This window comes from Pseudomonas moraviensis, assembly GCF_900105805.1.
Classification (GTDB): domain Bacteria; phylum Pseudomonadota; class Gammaproteobacteria; order Pseudomonadales; family Pseudomonadaceae; genus Aquipseudomonas; species Aquipseudomonas moraviensis_A.
On sequence record NZ_LT629788.1, the window covers coordinates 5710521 to 5728297 of the forward strand.

Here is a 17777-nt window from a genome sequence, read left to right on the forward strand (position 1 = left end):
ATCGTTGCGGCATCATTTCGTTATGCTCCAAGAGAATCCCTGCATGAAGGTCGCCGTCCGGACGACAGAGCGTGTGGTTGCCTGCCAACGCGCCTTGCTGATCGTTTTGCTCTGGTTGTTGACGGGCAGCGCCCTCGCACAAGCGCAAACCGGGCCCGCCGAGCAACGGGCCAAAGCGGTGACGCAGGTGGTCCTTGGCATCCTCAGTTATGCACGCTGGCCAGTGGAGCCAGCGCAGTTGCGCCTGTGCATCGTCGGCCCCACCGAATACACCGATGACCTGGTCAAAGGCACTACGCAAGCCAGTGGCCGGCCGGTGGCGGTGCGTCGTCTGCTGGCGAGCAACCCGGCTATCGTCAACGAGTGCGACGCGGTGTACATCGGCAAGCTCACCGCCGATGAACGCAGTCGCCTGTTCGCATCGTTGATCGGGCATCCGGTGCTGAGCATCAGCGAAGCGGACGATCAATGCACGGTCGGCAGTCTGTTTTGCCTGCGCGTCGGCGATGAGCAAGTGTCGTTCGAGGTCAATCTCGACTCAGTGGCTCGCAGCGGCGTGCGCATTCACCCCAGCGTGTTGCAGTTGTCCCGTCGCAAAGCGGCGGCGCCATGAAGCTGTTCAGTTGGAAGGCTCGCCCGACCCTGGGCTCGGTCATTGGCCGTGGGCATTTGATCGTCGCGCTGGTAGCGGTGGCGATGGCCAGTGTTTCGCTGACCTTGCTGGGCGTGCTGGCGCTACGGGTGTATGCCGATCACAACCTGCACTTGATCGCCCGTTCGATCAGCTACACCGTCGAAGCAGCCGTCGTGTTCAACGACAAAGCGGCGGCAACCGAGGCGCTGGCGATCATCGCCGCCAGCGAGGAAGTGGCGGATGCCCGAGTGCTGGACGCGCAAGGCCAATTGATTGCGCAATGGCAGCGCCCTGAAACCGGCTTGTTCTCCGAGCTGGAAATGCGGATCGCCCGCGCCATTCTGGAAAAACCGGTCAGCCTGCCGATCGAACATCAGGACCGTGAAATCGGTCGTGTCCTGCTCATCGGTCATGGCGGCAGCCTGATGCGTTTTCTGCTCAGCGGCCTGGCCGGGATTGTGCTGTGCACCGCGATCAGCGCCTGGGTCGCGCTCTATCTGGCGCGACGGCAACTGCGCGCAATCATCGGCCCATTGCACAGCCTCGCCTCCGTCGCTCACGCCGCCCGCAGTGAGCGAGCACTGGATCGGCGCGTGCCGCCGGCGCAAATCGCCGAACTGGATAATCTGGGCAACGACTTCAATGCCTTGCTCGGCGAACTCGAGTCCTGGCAGACCCACCTGCAAAACGAAAACGAAACCCTCGCCCATCAAGCGACCCACGACAGCCTCACCGGGTTGCCCAACCGCGCGTTTTTCGAAGGCCGCTTGATCCGCGCCTTGCGCAACGGCAAAAAACACGACGAGCGGATTGCCGTACTGTTTCTCGACAGCGACCGCTTCAAAGGCATCAACGATAACTTCGGCCATGCCTCGGGTGACGCAGTGCTGGTGGCGATTGCCAATCGGGTGCGAGCGCAATTGCGCGAGGACGATCTGGTCGCGCGTTTGGGCGGCGACGAGTTCGCCGTGCTGCTCGCGCCGCTGCACACCGTTGAAGACGCTGAGCACATCGCTGACAAGATCCTCGCCAGCATGGACATGCCGATCACCCTGCCGGGCGACACCAGTGTGGTGACCTCGCTCAGTATCGGTATCGCCGTCTACCCCGATCATGGTGCCACGCCGGGCACCTTGCTCAACGCAGCCGACGCGGCGATGTATCAGGCCAAGCGCCTGTCACGCGGCGCGCAATTCACGGCCGGGTCGGAGCGCCCGGTTGATTCCGTTCACACCAGGAGCTGATGTCTGTGTTCACTCTTCCCGTTCGACTTTTTTCCGCATTGCTGTTGATCGCCGCGCTGACGCTGAGCGGTTGCCAGACCGCCCCGCAGAAGGGCCTGACACCGGCGCAGGTCGCTGTGCTCAAACAGCAGGGGGTCGAGTTGACCGACGACGGCTGGGAGTTCGGCCTGTCGGGCAAAGTGTTGTTTGGCAGCGACGTCGAAAGCCTGAACGCACCCAGCACGGAAATCGTCGAACGCATCGGCAAGGCGCTGCTCGGCGTGGGTATCGAGCGGGTGCGCGTCGATGGCCACACCGATGCGTCTGGCAAGGAAACCTACAATCAGCAACTGTCCCTGCGTCGGGCCAAGAGCGTCGCCAACGTCCTCGGCACGGTCGGCATGAAGCAGGAAAACATCCAGCTGCAAGGCCTCGGCAGCAGCGAACCGGTAGCCTCAAACGATACCGCAGCGGGGCGTACGGAAAACCGCCGGGTGTCGATTGTGGTCAGCGCCGACTAATCGGCAAAGCGCATCTCCCGCGTTTCCCCCATCAACAACGCCTGATTGCGCTCAGTCACCTCGCGGATGTAATCCCACAACAAGGTGATCCGCTTCAACTTGCGCAGATCCTCCCGGCAGTACATCCAGAACTGCCGGGTGATGTCGACTTCCTCCGGCAACACCGGCAGCAAACGCGGGTCCTGGGCGGCGAGGAAGCACGGCAGGATCGCCAACGAGCGACCCTGCTGCGCGGCGACGTATTGAGCGATCACGCTGGTGCTGCGTAAATTTGCGCTGGCGCCGGGCAGTACGTTGGCCAGGTAAAGCAGCTCTGAGCTGAACGCCAGATCGTCCACATAACTGATGAATTGATGCTTGCTCAAGTCGGCCGGGCGGCGGATTGGTGGGTGTTTGTCGAGATAATCCTGGGTTGCGTACAGCTGCAAACGGTAGTCGCAGAGTTTGCAGCAGACGTACGGCCCATGCTCCGGCCGTTCGAGGGCGATAACGATGTCGGCCTCGCGCTTGGACAGGCTGATGAAGTGCGGCAGCGGCAAGATGTCCACCGAAATTGCCGGGTAGGCGTCGACGAAATGACTCAGTTGCGGGGTGATGAAAAAACTGCCGAAGCCTTCGGTGCAGCCCATGCGCACATGCCCTGACAGCGCGACGCCCGAGCCGGAAACCTGCTCGCAGGCCATGTGCAACGTGCTTTCGATCGACTCGGCATAACCGAGCAAGCGCTGGCCTTCGGTGGTCAGGACGAAGCCGCTGGTGCGGGACTTTTCGAACAGCAATGTGCCCAGCGCCGCTTCCAGCGAACTGATCCGTCGCGACACCGTGGTGTAGTCGACAGCCAAGCGTTTGGCAGCGGTGCTGGCCTTGCGGGTGCGGGCGACTTCGAGGAAAAACTTCAGGTCGTCCCAGTTCAGCGAGCCTAGCGAGGTGATGTTTTTTTGCATGATGGACGGGCTTATATGTGCGTTCTTATTAGAAGTTTGCACATCTATACTCCAAAAACCGTCCGACAACCATTCTGGACACACGCCTCATCTCAAGGCGAACCTCTCGCCTTGGCTCCTACGATAAAAACAAGTTCTGGAGACCAGCATGAACGCATCGCTTACGCCCAACGACACCACGCTGCAAAAGGTCAAACTGCTGATCGACGGCGAATGGGTCGAGTCGCAGACCACCGAGTGGCACGACATCGTCAACCCGGCGACCCAGCAAGTCCTGGCCAAGGTTCCGTTCGCCACCGCCGCTGAGGTCGATGCCGCTGTCAGCGCCGCCCAGCGCGCGTTCCAGACCTGGAAACTGACCCCGATCGGCGCGCGGATGCGCATCATGCTCAAGCTCCAGGCGCTGATTCGTGAGCACTCCAAACGCATCGCCGTGGTGTTGAGCGCCGAGCAGGGCAAGACCATTGCCGACGCCGAGGGCGATATTTTCCGCGGCCTGGAAGTGGTAGAGCACGCTTGCTCGATCGGCACCCTGCAAATGGGCGAGTTCGCCGAAAACGTCGCCGGCGGTGTCGACACCTACACCCTGCGCCAGCCGATCGGCGTCTGCGCCGGCATCACCCCGTTCAACTTCCCGGCGATGATTCCGCTGTGGATGTTCCCGATGGCGATCGCCTGCGGCAACACCTTCGTGCTCAAGCCTTCGGAGCAGGATCCGCTGTCGACCATGCTGCTGGTGGAGCTGGCGATCGAGGCGGGCGTTCCGGCGGGCGTGCTCAACGTCGTTCACGGCGGCAAGGATGTGGTCGATGGCCTGTGCACGCACAAGGACATCAAAGCCGTGTCGTTCGTCGGTTCGACCGCCGTCGGCACCCACGTTTATGACCTGGCCGGCAAACATGGCAAGCGCGTGCAGTCGATGATGGGCGCGAAAAACCACGCTGTGGTGCTGCCGGACGCCAATCGCGAGCAAGCGCTGAATGCCTTGGTCGGCGCCGGTTTCGGTGCCGCCGGACAACGCTGCATGGCTACCTCGGTGGTGGTGCTGGTGGGCGCGGCGAAACAGTGGCTGCCGGACCTGAAAGCGCTGGCGCAGAAACTCAAGGTCAACGCCGGCAGCGAGCCGGGCACCGATGTCGGTCCGGTGATCTCGAAAAAAGCCAAGGCGCGGATCCTCGAACTGATCGAAAGCGGCATCAAGGAAGGCGCCAAGCTTGAACTCGATGGTCGCGACATCAGCGTGCCGGGTTACGAGCAAGGCAACTTTGTCGGCCCGACCCTGTTCTCGGGCGTGGCCACCGACATGCAGATCTACACCCAGGAAATCTTCGGCCCGGTGCTGGTGGTGCTGGAAGTCGACACCCTCGATCAGGCGATTGCGCTGGTCAATGCCAACCCGTTCGGTAACGGCACCGGCCTGTTCACCCAAAGCGGTGCGGCGGCGCGCAAATTCCAGACTGAGATCGACGTCGGTCAGGTTGGCATCAACATTCCGATTCCGGTGCCAGTGCCGTTCTTCAGCTTCACCGGTTCGCGGGGTTCGAAACTCGGCGATCTCGGCCCGTACGGCAAGCAAGTGGTGCAGTTCTACACCCAGACCAAAACGGTCACGGCGCGCTGGTTCGACGACGACAGCGTCAACGACGGCGTGAACACCACCATCAACCTGCGCTGAGGATCCGATCATGAAAATCGCATTTATCGGGCTGGGCAACATGGGCGCGCCGATGGCGCGCAACCTGATCAAGGCTGGCCACTCGCTGAACCTGGTCGACCTGAACAAAACCGTGCTGGCGGAACTGGAGCAACTGGGCGGCACCATTCGCGCTTCGGCGCGCGAGGCGGCGGAAGATGCCGAACTGGTGATCACCATGCTCCCGGCCGCGGTGCACGTGCGCAGTGTCTGGCTGGGTGAAGAGGGCGTGCTCGCCGGCATCCGCCAAGGCGTGCCGGCAGTGGATTGCAGCACCATCGATCCGCAGACCGCCCGCGACGTCGCTGCGGCTGCCGCGAAGCAAGGCGTGGCCATGGCCGATGCGCCGGTCTCCGGCGGAACTGGCGGAGCGACGGCCGGGACCCTGACCTTTATGGTCGGCGCCACCCCGGAACTGTTCGCCACCCTGCAACCGGTGCTGGCGCAGATGGGCCGCAACATTGTGCATTGCGGTGAAGTCGGCACCGGCCAGATCGCCAAGATCTGCAACAACCTGCTGCTGGCGATCTCGATGGTCGGCGTCAGTGAAGCGATGGCTTTGGGCGACGCGCTGGGGATCGACACCGGCGTACTGGCCGGCATCATCAACAGCTCGACCGGCCGCTGCTGGAGTTCGGAGATGTACAACCCGTGGCCGGGCATCGTCGAAACGGCCCCGGCCTCGCGCGGATATACCGGCGGTTTCGGTGCGGAGCTGATGCTCAAGGATCTCGGTCTGGCGACGGAAGCAGCGCGGCAAGCGCACCAACCGGTGGTGCTCGGCGCGGTGGCGCAGCAGTTGTATCAGGCGATGAGTCAGCGCGGTGAAGGCGGAAAAGATTTCTCGGCGATCATCAACAGCTATCGCAAGCCGCAGTAACTGTTCAAAAAACTGAGGTGAAAGGGGTTTTTGTGGCGAGGGAGCTTGCTCCCGCTGGTCTGCGCAGCAGACCTGACCACGGCAAATGAGGTTCTTCAGAAAAACCGCATTTGCTGAAGTTACGCCTGCTGCGCAGCCGAGCGGGAGCAAGCTCCCTCGCCACAGGTGATTTCCCCGCTTTTTGTACCGCCATCATTAACAGCTACCGCAAGCCGCAGTAACTGTTCAAAAAACCGAGGTGAAAGGGTTTTTTGTGGCGAGGGAGCTTGCTCCCGCTGGTCTGCGCAGCAGACCTGAACACGGCAAATGAGGTTCTTCAGAAAAACCGCATTTGCTGAAGTTACGTCTGCTGCGCAGCCGAGCGGGAGCAAGCTCCCTCGCCACAGGTGATCTCCCCGCTTTTTGTACCGCGATCATCAACAGCTATCGCAAGCCGCAGTAACTGTTCAAAAAACTGAGGTGAAAGGGGTTTTTGTGGCGAGGGAGCTTGCTCCCGCTGGTCTGCGCAGCAGACCTGACCACGGCAAATGAGGTTCTTCAGAAAACCGCATTTGCTGAAGTTACGTCTGCTGCGCAGCCGAGCGGGAGCAAGCTCCCTCGCCACGAGTGATCTCATGGCTTTTTGTGCCGCCATCATCAACAGCTATCGCAAGCCGCAGTAACTGTTCAAAAAACTGAGGTGAAAGGGGTTTTTGTGGCGAGGGAGCTTGCTCCCGCTGGTCTGCGCAGCAGACCTGACCACGGCAAATGAGGTTCTTCAGAAAAACCGCATTTGCTGAAGTTACGCCTGCTGCGCAGCCGAGCGGGAGCAAGCTCCCTCGCCACAGGTGATTTCCCCGCTTTTTGTACCGCCATCATTAACAGCTACCGCAAGCCGCAGTAACTGTTCAAAAAACTGAGGTGAAAGGGATTTCTGTGGCGAGGGAGCTTGCTCCCGCTGGTCTGCGCAGCAGACCTGAACACGGCAAATGAGGTTTTTCAGAAGAACCGCATTTGCTGAAGTTACGTCTGCTGCGCAGCCGAGCGGGAGCAAGCTCCCTCGCCACAGGTGATCTCCCCGCTTTTTGTGCAGGAAGAAAAAGATCGCAGCCTTCGGCAGCTCCTTGTATCTCGACTAACGCTCCGCCAGGAGCGATAGTTCTCGACTGATCATCGAGGGAGGGACTTGGAAGCCGCGCAGCTCCTTAGGCTTTTTGCCTGTGACGTAGATCGTGCTCCAGCCCTCCACACTCACTCGTACAGTTCGCACGGTATCTTGGGCCCGCCTCCGGCGAGAGCCCGCATTCGCAAGGTTGGACAGAGTGAAGTGATGATCGCAACAGGGAACAAGTGGAGAAACGATCATGTCTGGTTTCGTTGGCGTCGACATCGCAAAGAACACCTTTGATATCGCTACACACCTGCCCAATGGCAAGCACAAAACCAAGGCCAAGCTGGCCAACGACCCAAAGGGCTTTAAAGAGTTTGAGGCGTGGCTAGAAAAAAACGCCGAGCGTTCGGCCCTGATCGTGATGGAAGCCACGAGCGTCTACCACTTGGAGCTCGCGGAGTTCGTTTACAACAAAGGCTTCCGGGTCTGCGTCGTGAACCCGGCTACGACCAAAGCGTACGCTGACAGCGAACTGCGCCGCATCAAGACTGATAAAAGTGATGCCAAACTGATCGCTGACTTTGCCCGGGAAAAGGATCAAAAACTTCACCCATGGGCGCCTGAGCCGCTGAAATACCGCCAGTTGAAAGCAATGGTGCGCCGCCTGGATGACCTTCAGGAAATGGAACAAATGGAGCTTAATCGTCTGGACGTTTCCGACGAAAAGGTCAAAGACTCGATCAACTCTGTTCTGCGCCATATCGAAAAAGAGATCGTGGAAACGCATAAGGCGATCAAAAAACACATCGATGACGACCCGGATATGCGTCAGATGCGGAATCTGATCGTAACCATCGACGGCATCGGACAAAAAACGCTTGAACGATTGCTGGCCGAACTGGGTGACTTGCGCAAATACAGTGACCCTCGCCAACTGGTCGCTGCTGCGGGGCTCAATCCAAAGCTGCAGGAATCAGGAAAGCTCAAAGGTCATACCCTGATCTCAAGAGTAGGGTCAGCACGGCTGCGTGCAGGCCTCTACATGCCTGGCATGGTGGCGCTGAAACACAATAAGGCGATCAAGGCGATGAAAGAACGCCTGGAAGCCAACGGCAAGGCTCCCAAGCAGATCATCTGCGCAGCAATGCGCAAGCTGCTGCACTTCGTTTACGGAGTGCTCAAGTCAGGACTGCCATATGACCCGAAACTTGCGCTTGCCCGGTAAGGCTCAAGACGGTATCTACATGGGAATGCGTTCCTGTAGGAGCTGCCGAAGGCTGCGATCTTTTGCTTTGTCAGGCGAAGACGAAATACTTGCGCACGGTCTCGACCACTTCCCACGTGCCTTTCATGCCCGGCTCAACCACGAAGATATCGCCAGCGCGCAGGTGAATCGGCGCCATGCCGTCCGGGGTGATCACGCAGTAGCCTTCCTGGAAATGGCAGTACTCCCATTTCACATAATCGACGCGCCACTTGCCCGGCGTGCAGATCCAGGTGCCCATGATCTTGCTGCCGTCTTCGCTGGTGTAGGCGTTGAGGTTGACGGTGTGCGGGTCGCCTTCGAGTTTTTCCCACTTGCAGGCATCGAGTACCGGCAGCGGGTGAGTGTCGCGCAGAACGGTGATAGGGGCGGTCGCGGTCATGAGGAACTCCGGGCAAGTGGACTTGAGAATTGAAGTCGCACCCTATAGCGCCCGGTTGTCGCTCAGTTGTCTGGGGTCGACATCGGAGTGCTCAGAAACGCGCGCAGCGGTGAGCGCTTGTAACAATGCCTGGGCATAACCCGGCAGCGCAGCGAAGTCTCTCGCGCAGAGCAATAACGTGCGGCGCGCCCACGGTTCATTGAGCGCCACGCATTTGAAGTGTTCGACCTTCGCGCGTTCGACAGCGGCCAACGGCACGATGGCCAGTCCGGCGCCTCGGGCGACCATGCGTATCGCCCCATCGAAGCCATCGGCGCGAATGCGCACCTGCATCCGCGCGCCGCTGTGCAGCGCCTGTTCTTCCAGATAAATCGCCAGTGCGCTGTCGGCACTCAGTCCGACAAAGTCATGCTGCAACGCGTCGCTGAAACTGACCTCGGCGGCGTCAGACAACGGGTGGTCAAGCGGCAGAATCAGCACCAGCGGATCGTCGCGAAAAGCCTGCGTCTGTAGGCCGTTGCTGTCGACCGCGTCGGACACGATGCCCAGATCCGCTGCGCCTTCACGCAAGGCATGAGTGATCCGCGCGCTAGGCAGTTCCTGCAGATCGATATCGAGATTGGGATGGCTGCGCAGGAAATCCGCGAGCACTTCTGGCAGGTATTCGGTGATCGCCGTGGTGTTGCACAACAGCCGCACCTGGCCTTTGACGCCTTGTGCGTATTCAGCGAGTTCCTGCTGCAGGCGCTCGGCCTGTTGCAAAAGAATGCGCGCGTGGCGGGCGAGGGCTTTCCCGGCGGGCGTCGGCATGACACCACGCCGACCGCGCTCAAGGAATTCGGCGCCTAGCGAGGCTTCCATCGCGCGGATTCTCGCGCTGGCGGCGGCGAGGGATAGGTGACTGCGCGCGGCACCGGCGGTGATGTTGCCGGTGTCGATGATGTGCATGTAGAGGCGCAGGTCGGTGAGGTCGAAGTGCATGGGGTTTGCCTCTGGTTTTTGTGGTGTCTGGGCTGGCCTCATCGCGAGCAGGCTCACTCCTACAAGGGATCTGCTGCGAACACAAAACTGTAGGAGTGAGCCTGCTCGCGATAGGGCCAGGTGCCCTGATTAAAATATCAGCCTCTTGCTCTGTAAGAGGCAGCCTCAGTATATGGCAGATTTTCACCCGCTCCGGATCAGCGCAAATTACCCCAATGCATACGCTAACCGACTTCTACCAAACCCTCGGCCCGACCCTGTCTATGCTGGTCATCGCCACCTTCATCCTCGCCGGCATGATCAAAGGCGTCATCGGCCTTGGCCTGCCCACCGTTGCCATGGGCCTGCTCGGTCTGGCTATGGCGCCGGCGCAGGCAGCTGCTTTGTTGATCATCCCCGCGACTTTGACCAACCTCTGGCAACTGGCCTTCGGTGGGCATCTGCAAAATTTGCTAAAACGCCTCTGGCCCATGCTGCTGATGATCTTTCTCGGCACCGGCATCGGCACCTTCTGGATTGGCATGGCTGGCGGCCATTGGGTTGTGCGCGGGCTCGGCGCGGCGCTGTTGCTGTATGCGTTGAGCGGGCTGTTTCTACCGACGCTGCACGTCAACCCGCGCCATGAGCGCTGGGTTGGTCCGCAGTGTGGCCTGATCACCGGCGTCATCACCTCCGCCACCGGCGTCTTCGTGATTCCGGCGGTGCCGTACCTGCAAGCAATGGGTCTGAGCCGCGATGAGCTGGTGCAGGCGCTCGGTCTGTCCTTCACAGTTTCGACCCTGGCGCTGGCGCTCGGGCTGCTTTGGCACGGCGCACTTGGCGGTGGCGAATTGAGCGCGTCGCTGCTGGCGCTGATCCCGGCCATGCTCGGCATGTGGCTCGGCCAATGGCTGCGTCAGCGCATCAGTGCGGTGCTGTTCAAGCGGGTGTTCTTTATCGGACTGGGCGCGCTCGGCGCCCATTTGCTGATCAGCGGCTAGCCGACGATTCGCTGAGCATGTCGATCGGGCGAATATCGAAATCGCGTTCCAAGTACTCCATGCGTTTGGCGAAGAACGCTTTCATGTGCGGCAACGCTGAGTGCACATCCAGATGCGCCTGGCTTGCCCAGATCTCGTAGAAGATAAACAGCGTCGGATCCTGCTTGTCGCGCAGCATGTGGTACTCGATGCAGCCCGGTTCGGCGCGGCTCGGCTCGACATAGGTGCGGAACAGCGCTTCGAACTCGGCGGCTTTTTCCGGGCGGGTCTTGGCGTGCAGGATGAAACCCTGACGTTCACTCATCACAACTTCCTCGAATGCAGAAAGCGTCGAATGCTACGGCAACAATTGGCTATCGATTCGTGCGTTTTGATCAAATGTATTTTGCGTCGATGTGGCTGTTTCCGCGCGAGATCGATGGTTAATCTGCCGCCATTCCATTTCCTGTTGCCACCAGCCCCAAGGGCTGCGCCGAGGTTTTCCGATGAAAAAAGTCCTGTTGCTCAATGGCGGTAAAAAATTCGCCCACTCCGATGGCCGCTACAACACCACCCTGCACGAAACTGCGCTGAGCGTGCTCGATCGCGGCGGTGTCGACGTCAAGACCACCTTCATTGATGAGGGCTACGACGTTGCTGAAGAAGTGGCGAAATTCCTCTGGGCCGACGTGATCATTTATCAAATGCCGGGCTGGTGGATGGGCGCGCCGTGGACGGTGAAAAAGTACATCGACGAAGTCTTCACTGAAGGCCACGGCAGCCTCTACGCCAGCGACGGTCGCACCCGTTCCGATGCCTCGCAGAAGTACGGCAGTGGCGGTCTGATTCAGGGCAAGCAATACATGCTGTCGCTGACCTGGAATGCGCCGCAGCAAGCCTTCGATGACCCGACGGATTTCTTCGAAGCCAAAGGCGTGGACGCGGTGTACTTCCCGTTCCACAAGGCCAACGAATTCCTTGGCATGACCGCGCTGCCGACCTTCCTCTGCGTCGACGTGATGAAGCGTCCAAATATCGACAATGATGTGGTGCGCTATGAGCAGCATCTGACTGAGGTGTTTGGCCTCAAGGCTTGAGGCTTTCAGGCTAATATCGGGGTCACAGCAAAAGATCGCAGCCTTCGGCAGCTCCTACAGTGGGCATGGCGACTGGCTGCGATCGGCGATTCCAGCGAGGACACCCGTGAAAGCCAGATCCGATGAGTTGCAGATTTTCGTCTGCGTGATCGAATGCGGTTCGATTTCCGCCGCCGCCGAGCAGGTCGGGCAGACGCCGTCGGCGGTGAGCCGCACGCTGTCCCGGCTCGAAGCCAAACTCGACACCACGTTGATCAACCGCACCACGCGGCGCATGGACCTGACCGAGGAGGGCAAATATTTCTTCGAACAGGCCAAGCTGATCCTCGATCAGATGGATCAACTCGAAGAACGCCTGTCCTCGCGCCAGCAGACTCCGTCCGGACGTTTGCGCATCAACGCCGCCTCGCCGTTCATGCTCCACGCCGTCGTCCCCTATATCGACGAGTTCCGGCAGTTGTATCCGGACATTCAGCTCGAACTCAACAGCAATGACCTGATCATTGACCTGCTGGAACAAAGCACTGACGTCGCCATCCGCATCGGCACCCTCGCCGACTCGACGTTGCATGCGCGTTCGCTCGGCTGCAGTCCGTTGCTGATCGTCGCCAGCCCTGCTTACCTGAAAAAACACGGCGCGCCCCGGCAGGTCGCAGACCTGAGTGAACACACGCTGCTTGGCTTCACCCAGAACGAAGGCCTCAACCAATGGCCGCTGCGCTATGTGCATGGCGACCGTTGGCCGATCACCCCGGCAATCAGCGCCTCCAGTGGTGAGACCGTGCGTCATTTGGTGCTGGAAGGGCAGGGAATCGCTTGTCTGTCGCACTTCATGACCATCGACGATATTCGCGCCGGACGCCTGAAAGTCCTGCTCGGCGAATTCAACAGCGGCTACCGCCAGCCGATCAACGCGGTGTACTACCGCAACTCGCAGCTGGCGTTGCGCATCCAGTGCTTCCTCGACTTTATCCAGGGCAAACTCACCGCCTACGCCAGCGCCGAATTCAAGGGCTGATTCGTGATCCCTGCGCAAGAGTGAATTGGCCGAGGGCGGGTTTTTCGCCGGGTTTCATCGGCCGATACTCGTTGCATCACTTATTCACGCAGGGAGTTACTCCATGAATATTTTCGTTACCGGCGCGGCCGGTTTTATCGGCGGTTCCATCGCCACCGGTCTGGTTCAGGCCGGGCACAAGGTTACTGGTCTGGTGCGCAGCGCCGAGCAGGCTGACGAACTTAAAGCGCTGGGCATGAACGCGGTAATCGGCACCCTCGATGACAGCCAGTTGCTGGCGGAACAGGCGCGTGCTGCCGATGCGGTGATCAACGCGGCCAGCAGCGATCATCGCGGCGCGGTTGAAGCGTTGCTCGACGCTTTGCGCGGTTCCAATAAAGTCTTTCTGCACACCAGCGGTTCGAGCATCGTCGGCGATGCGTCCGGCGGCAAATCCAGCGACGTCATCTACTTCGAAGACAACCTGCCGGAACCGACCGTCGATAAAGCCGATCGCGTGGCCATCGACAACCTGGTGCTCGCTGCGTCGAAGGATGGAGTGAACTCGGCGGTGATCTGCAACACCTTGATCTACGGCCACAGCCTGGGCGTCAAACGCGACAGCGTGCAATTGCCGCGACTCCTGAAACAGGCGCGCAAGAGCGGCGTGGTGCGCCACGTTGGCAGCGGCCAGAACATCTGGTCCAACGTGCACATCGAGGACGTCATCGCCCTGTATCTGCTGGCGCTGACCAGGAATGTGCCGGGCACTTTCTACTTCGTTGAAAGCGGTGAAGCGTCGTTCATCGACATGACCACCGCCATGGCCGAAGCCCTCAATCTGGGCAAACCGCAAGACTGGCCACTGCAAGACGCCGAAGCCGAATGGGGCTATGAAATGGCCAACTACGGCCTAGGCTCCAACAGTCGCGTACGCGGCAAACACGCCCGCGAACTGCTGGGCTGGACGCCTAAACGCACGTCGGTGGTTGAATGGATTCGTAACGAAATGGTGTGAGTCCAGTGCGCACCGAGTGAAGCCATTCGCGAGCAGGTGACCGCGTTCTGTCTGGAGGAATGCGATCAAAAACTGTAGGAGCGAGCCTGCTCGCGAATGCGGTGGGTCAGGCAATGAAGTTGTGGAATGTGACGCCGCCTTCGCGAGCAAGCTCGCTCCCACAGGTTTATGTGGTGATCTGGAAAGGCATGAAAATCCCGCCCCGCAATTTTCATTAATCACGACAGCACATACTCACCTGCGACACACCTTGTCTCTCCACGAAAATTATTTTCATGCGGTTTGAAATCTCTATCTCGAAATGATTTATGAGTTTCACAACCCATTCGAACGTGACCCTCTCGAGGAGTACCGCATGACGCCTTCCTTCGGCTATTGGCTGCTGGTGTATGCCGCCGTGGCCATCATTGCGCTGATCGTGTTGATCGCCCGTTACCGGCTCAATCCGTTCATTGTCATCACTCTGATGTCCCTGGGCCTGGCGCTGGTGGCCGGGATGCCGCCGTCGGCTGTGGTCGGTGCGTATGAGGCCGGCGTCGGCAAGACGCTGGGGCATATTGCGCTGGTGGTGGCGTTGGGGACGATGCTCGGCAAGATGATGGCCGAGTCCGGTGGCGCGGAGCAGATGGCGCGGACGCTGATCGAGCGATTCGGTGAGAAGAACGCGCATTGGGCGATGGTCTGCATCGCGTTTCTGGTCGGCTTGCCGCTGTTCTTCGAAGTCGGTTTCGTCCTGCTGGTGCCGATCGCCTTCACCGTGGCCCGCCGCGTTGGCGTGTCGATTCTGATGGTCGGTCTGCCGATGGTTGCCGGGCTCTCGGTGGTGCATGCGCTGGTGCCACCGCACCCGGCGGCGATGCTCGCGGTGCAGGCGTACCAGGCCTCTGTCGGGCAAACCTTGCTGTACGCCATCGCGATCGGCATTCCGACCGCGATCATCGCCGGCCCGCTGTACGCGAAATTCATCGTGCCGCGCATTCAATTGCCGGCGGACAATCCCCTGGAAAAGCAATTCCTCGAGCGCGAACCGCGCGACAAACTGCCGGGTTTCGGCATCACCATGGCGACCATTCTGCTGCCGGTGGTGCTGATGCTGATCGGCGGCTGGGCCAACCTGATTTCCATACCCGGCAGCGCGTTCAACCAGTTCCTGTTGTTCATCGGCAACTCGGTGATCGCGCTGTTGCTGGCGACCTTGCTGAGCTTTTGGACGCTGGGCATCGCCCAAGGCTTCAACCGCGAATCGATCCTCAAATTCACCAACGAATGCCTCGCACCCACCGCCAGCATCACCTTGCTGGTCGGCGCTGGCGGCGGCTTGAACCGGATTCTGGTGGATGCCGGCGTCACCGATCAGATCGTCGGCCTCGCTCATGAATTTCATCTGTCGCCGCTGATCATGGGCTGGCTGTTTGCCGCGCTGATGCGCGTTGCCACCGGTTCTGCAACCGTGGCGATGACCACCGCATCAGGTGTTGTCGCGCCGGTGGCCATTGGTCTGGGTTATCCCCACCCTGAGCTTTTGGTACTGGCGACCGGCGCCGGCTCGGTTATCTTTTCCCACGTCAACGACGGCGGCTTCTGGTTGATCAAGGAATACTTCAACATGACGGTTGCGCAGACGTTCAAGACCTGGACCGTGCTCGAGACATTGATCTCGCTGGTCGCTTTCGGTCTGACCGTCGGCCTTTCCTACCTGCTGTAACCGGAGCCTGCCGCCCATGGACATCCTCTACCAGATCCGCGCCCGCCAGGATTCCTTCAGCGCCGGCGAGGGCCGCATCGCTCGGCTGATGCTCGACGATGTCGGCTTTGCCGCGAGCGCCAGCCTCGAAGACCTCGCGCAACGCGCCGAAGTCAGCACCGCTACGCTGTCGCGTTTTGCGCGCACGGTTGGCTGCCGCGACCTGCGTGACCTGCGCCTGCAACTGGCCCAGGCCAGCGGCGTGGGCAGCCGCTTTCTCGACCCGGCGGGCACGCCTGAGCAGTCGGCGTTCTACGGGCAAATCGTCGGCGATATCGAAACCACCCTGCGTCAGCATCTGGCCGGTTTCGACGAATCGCGTTTTGCCGATGCGGTGAAATTGCTCAGCCAGGCGCGGATGATTCACGCGTTCGGCATGGGCGGTTGCTCGACCCTGTGCAGCGATGAGTTGCAGGTGCGCCTGGTGCGCCTCGGTTACCCGATCGCCGTGTGTCACGACGCGGTGATGATGCGCGTCACCGCCGCCAGTTTGAACGCCGAGCAAGTGCTGATCGTCTGCTCGCTGACCGGCATTACCCCGGAGCTTTTGGAAACGGTCGAACTAGCGCGCAACTACGGCGCGCGCATCCTCGCCATCACTCGCGGCGATTCACCGCTGGCGGAATTGGCCGACGTCGTCTTGCCCCTGCAAGGCGCGGAAACCTCGTTCATCTACAAACCCACGGCGGCGCGCTACGGCATGCTGCTGGCCATCGACGTGCTCGCCACCGAGCTGGCGTTGGCCAGCCCTGAAGACAATCAAGAACGTCTGCGGCGAATCAAACTCGCCCTCGACGAATACCGTGGCGGCGACGATCACCTGCCGCTGGGAGACTGACATGCAGTACGACACCCTGATCCGCAACGCGTTGGTTATCGACGGCAGCAACACGCCGGGCTACCGCGCAGACGTGGCGATTCTCAATGGTCGCATCGAGCGTATCGGCGATCTGCCTGACGCCCGCGCCACCGAAGCAATCGACGCCGCCGGCCGGGTGCTGGCGCCGGGTTTCATCGACGTGCACACCCACGACGACACCGTGGTCATCCGCCAACCTGAAATGCTGCCCAAGCTCAGCCAAGGCGTGACCACGGTGATCGTTGGCAACTGCGGGATCAGCGCTTCGCCAGTGAGTTTGAAGGGCAATCCCCCGGACCCGATGAACCTGCTCGGCACTGCCGCAGCGTTTGTTTATCCACGTTTCAGCGACTATCGCGCCGCCGTCGAAGCGGCCAACCCCACGCTGAATGTCGCCGCCCTGGTCGGCCACACAGCGCTGCGCAGCAATCACCTCGACGACTTGTTGCGCACCGCGACGCCCGCTGAAATCACTGCGATGCGCGAGCAGTTGCGCGACAGCCTCGAGGCCGGCGCGTTGGGTTTATCCACAGGCCTGGCCTACGCCAGCGCCTTCAACGCGTCCACCGATGAAGTCATGCAACTGACCGAAGAACTGACGGCGTTCGGTGCGGTGTACACCACCCATTTGCGCAGCGAATTCGCCCCGGTGTTGGAGGCGATGGACGAAGCATTTCAAATCGGCCGACACGCGCAATCACCGGTGATCATTTCCCACCTCAAATGCGCCGGCGTCGGTAACTGGGGGCGCAGTCCGCAATTGCTCGCAGCCTTGGAAGGTGCAGCGAAAACCCATCCGGTCGGCTGCGATTGCTATCCCTATGCCGCGAGTTCTTCGACTTTGGATTTGAAGCAAGTCACCGACGCCCATCGCATCACCATCACCTGGTCGACACCGCACCCGGAAGTCAGCGGGCGCGACCTGATCGACATTGCTGGCGAATGGAAACTGTCGCTGGAAGAAACCGCGAAACGTCTGCAACCGGCCGGCGCGGTGTACTACGGCATGGATGAGGCGGATGTACGAAGAATCCTCGCCCATCCGCTGTCGATGGTCGGATCTGACGGACTGCCGGAAGACCCGTTCCCGCATCCGCGCCTGTGGGGCGCTTTCCCACGGGTGCTCGGCCATTTCAGTCGCGATGTCGGCCTGTTTCCGCTGCACACCGCCGTGCACAAAATGACCGGTTTGTCGGCGGCGCGTTTTGGCTTGCAGGAAAGGGGCGAGATTCGTGAAGGACATTGGGCGGATCTGGTGTTGTTCGATCCGCAAACCGTGCGCGATGTGGCCGATTTCAACGATCCGCAGCGCGCGGCGCAGGGGATTGACGGGGTTTGGGTCAACGGCGTGTTGAGCTATCGCGACGGCCGGGCAAATGGGAGCAGGGCAGGGCGGTTTCTGGCTCGCGAAGGTGATTTGCGAGAAGGGTTTCGTTGAGTCGAATGACGCCAAAAGATCGCAGCCTTCGGCAGCTCCTACGGAGATCGCAT

Annotated in this window: 17 protein-coding genes; 13 read left to right on the forward strand and 4 right to left on the reverse strand. The window is 60.6% G+C overall.

The genetic code is table 11. From position 1 onward, the window contains the following. Positions 1 to 43: 43 nt before the first annotated feature. Genes BLU71_RS25470 through BLU71_RS25480 form a run of 3 tightly spaced genes read left to right on the forward strand, consistent with a single transcriptional unit; the run spans position 44 to position 2378 of the window. Positions 44 to 613, forward strand: a complete 570-nt coding sequence (locus tag BLU71_RS25470; protein WP_064364539.1) for a YfiR family protein — start codon at positions 44 to 46, stop codon at positions 611 to 613. Beyond that, the gene (locus tag BLU71_RS25475) at positions 610 to 1878 is read left to right on the forward strand and encodes a diguanylate cyclase domain-containing protein (RefSeq protein ID WP_042608808.1); all 1269 of its coding nucleotides are present in this window, start codon (positions 610 to 612) and stop codon (positions 1876 to 1878) included. Before BLU71_RS25470 ends, BLU71_RS25475 begins: the two co-directional genes overlap by 4 nt. Next, positions 1878 to 2378, forward strand: coding sequence for an OmpA family protein (locus tag BLU71_RS25480; protein ID WP_173867375.1), 501 nt, complete (start codon positions 1878 to 1880; stop codon positions 2376 to 2378). Before BLU71_RS25475 ends, BLU71_RS25480 begins: the two co-directional genes overlap by 1 nt. Here BLU71_RS25480 and BLU71_RS25485 read toward each other — a convergent pair. Continuing rightward, positions 2375 to 3322, reverse strand: a complete 948-nt coding sequence (locus tag BLU71_RS25485) for a LysR family transcriptional regulator (protein ID WP_083354154.1) — start codon at positions 3320 to 3322, stop codon at positions 2375 to 2377. The genes BLU71_RS25480 and BLU71_RS25485 overlap by 4 nt on opposite strands. Positions 3323 to 3470: 148 nt before the next feature. Here BLU71_RS25485 and BLU71_RS25490 point away from each other — a divergent pair, with 148 nt between their 5' ends. From BLU71_RS25490 to BLU71_RS25500, 3 genes are all read left to right on the forward strand, one after another. After that, positions 3471 to 4997, forward strand: a complete 1527-nt coding sequence (locus tag BLU71_RS25490; RefSeq protein WP_083354155.1) for a CoA-acylating methylmalonate-semialdehyde dehydrogenase — start codon at positions 3471 to 3473, stop codon at positions 4995 to 4997. Positions 4998 to 5007: 10 nt separating this feature from the next. Then, complete coding sequence (mmsB, locus tag BLU71_RS25495) at positions 5008 to 5895, forward strand: 3-hydroxyisobutyrate dehydrogenase (RefSeq protein WP_083354156.1); 888 nt, start codon at positions 5008 to 5010, stop codon at positions 5893 to 5895. A 1343-nt stretch (positions 5896 to 7238) separates the two neighbouring features. Next, complete coding sequence (locus BLU71_RS25500; RefSeq protein ID WP_083353292.1) at positions 7239 to 8210, forward strand: IS110 family transposase; 972 nt, start codon at positions 7239 to 7241, stop codon at positions 8208 to 8210. Positions 8211 to 8280: 70 nt separating this feature from the next. On the opposite strand, the gene BLU71_RS25505 is transcribed toward BLU71_RS25500, so the two are convergent. Then, positions 8281 to 8631: a cupin domain-containing protein gene (locus BLU71_RS25505; protein ID WP_016770579.1), complete on the reverse strand. Its 351-nt coding sequence runs from the start codon at positions 8629 to 8631 to the stop codon at positions 8281 to 8283. Between the two features lie 42 nt (positions 8632 to 8673). Further along, positions 8674 to 9612: a LysR family transcriptional regulator gene (locus tag BLU71_RS25510; RefSeq protein WP_083354157.1), complete on the reverse strand. Its 939-nt coding sequence runs from the start codon at positions 9610 to 9612 to the stop codon at positions 8674 to 8676. 215 nt (positions 9613 to 9827) lie between these two features. Between BLU71_RS25510 and BLU71_RS25515 the strand changes: the two genes are divergently transcribed. After that, positions 9828 to 10592, forward strand: coding sequence for a sulfite exporter TauE/SafE family protein (locus tag BLU71_RS25515; protein ID WP_083354158.1), 765 nt, complete (start codon positions 9828 to 9830; stop codon positions 10590 to 10592). On the opposite strand, the gene BLU71_RS25520 is transcribed toward BLU71_RS25515, so the two are convergent. Beyond that, positions 10582 to 10896: a putative quinol monooxygenase gene (locus BLU71_RS25520; RefSeq protein ID WP_083354159.1), complete on the reverse strand. Its 315-nt coding sequence runs from the start codon at positions 10894 to 10896 to the stop codon at positions 10582 to 10584. The two genes, BLU71_RS25515 and BLU71_RS25520, sit on opposite strands and share 11 nt — an antisense overlap. 181 nt (positions 10897 to 11077) lie before the next feature. On the opposite strand from BLU71_RS25520, the gene BLU71_RS25525 reads away from it, so the two are divergent. The 6 genes from BLU71_RS25525 to BLU71_RS25550 all read left to right on the forward strand — a co-directional run bounded on the left by BLU71_RS25525 (position 11078) and on the right by BLU71_RS25550 (position 17724). Beyond that, a complete protein-coding gene (locus tag BLU71_RS25525) occupies positions 11078 to 11668 on the forward strand; it encodes an NAD(P)H-dependent oxidoreductase (protein WP_016771795.1) in 591 nt (196 codons plus the stop codon). Between the two features lie 106 nt (positions 11669 to 11774). Further along, positions 11775 to 12686, forward strand: a complete 912-nt coding sequence (locus BLU71_RS25530; protein WP_083354160.1) for a LysR family transcriptional regulator — start codon at positions 11775 to 11777, stop codon at positions 12684 to 12686. A gap of 103 nt (positions 12687 to 12789) precedes the next feature. Continuing rightward, positions 12790 to 13683 carry an NAD-dependent epimerase/dehydratase family protein gene (locus BLU71_RS25535; protein ID WP_083354161.1) on the forward strand — a complete coding sequence of 298 codons (894 nt, stop codon included), beginning with the start codon at positions 12790 to 12792 and terminating at the stop codon, positions 13681 to 13683. A 355-nt stretch (positions 13684 to 14038) separates the two neighbouring features. Next, positions 14039 to 15388, forward strand: a complete 1350-nt coding sequence (locus tag BLU71_RS25540; protein WP_083354162.1) for a GntP family permease — start codon at positions 14039 to 14041, stop codon at positions 15386 to 15388. A gap of 16 nt (positions 15389 to 15404) precedes the next feature. Continuing rightward, positions 15405 to 16265 carry a MurR/RpiR family transcriptional regulator gene (locus tag BLU71_RS25545; RefSeq protein WP_042608818.1) on the forward strand — a complete coding sequence of 287 codons (861 nt, stop codon included), beginning with the start codon at positions 15405 to 15407 and terminating at the stop codon, positions 16263 to 16265. 1 nt (position 16266) lies between these two features. Then, positions 16267 to 17724, forward strand: a complete 1458-nt coding sequence (locus tag BLU71_RS25550; RefSeq protein ID WP_083354163.1) for an N-acyl-D-amino-acid deacylase family protein — start codon at positions 16267 to 16269, stop codon at positions 17722 to 17724. Positions 17725 to 17777: the final 53 nt, after the last annotated feature.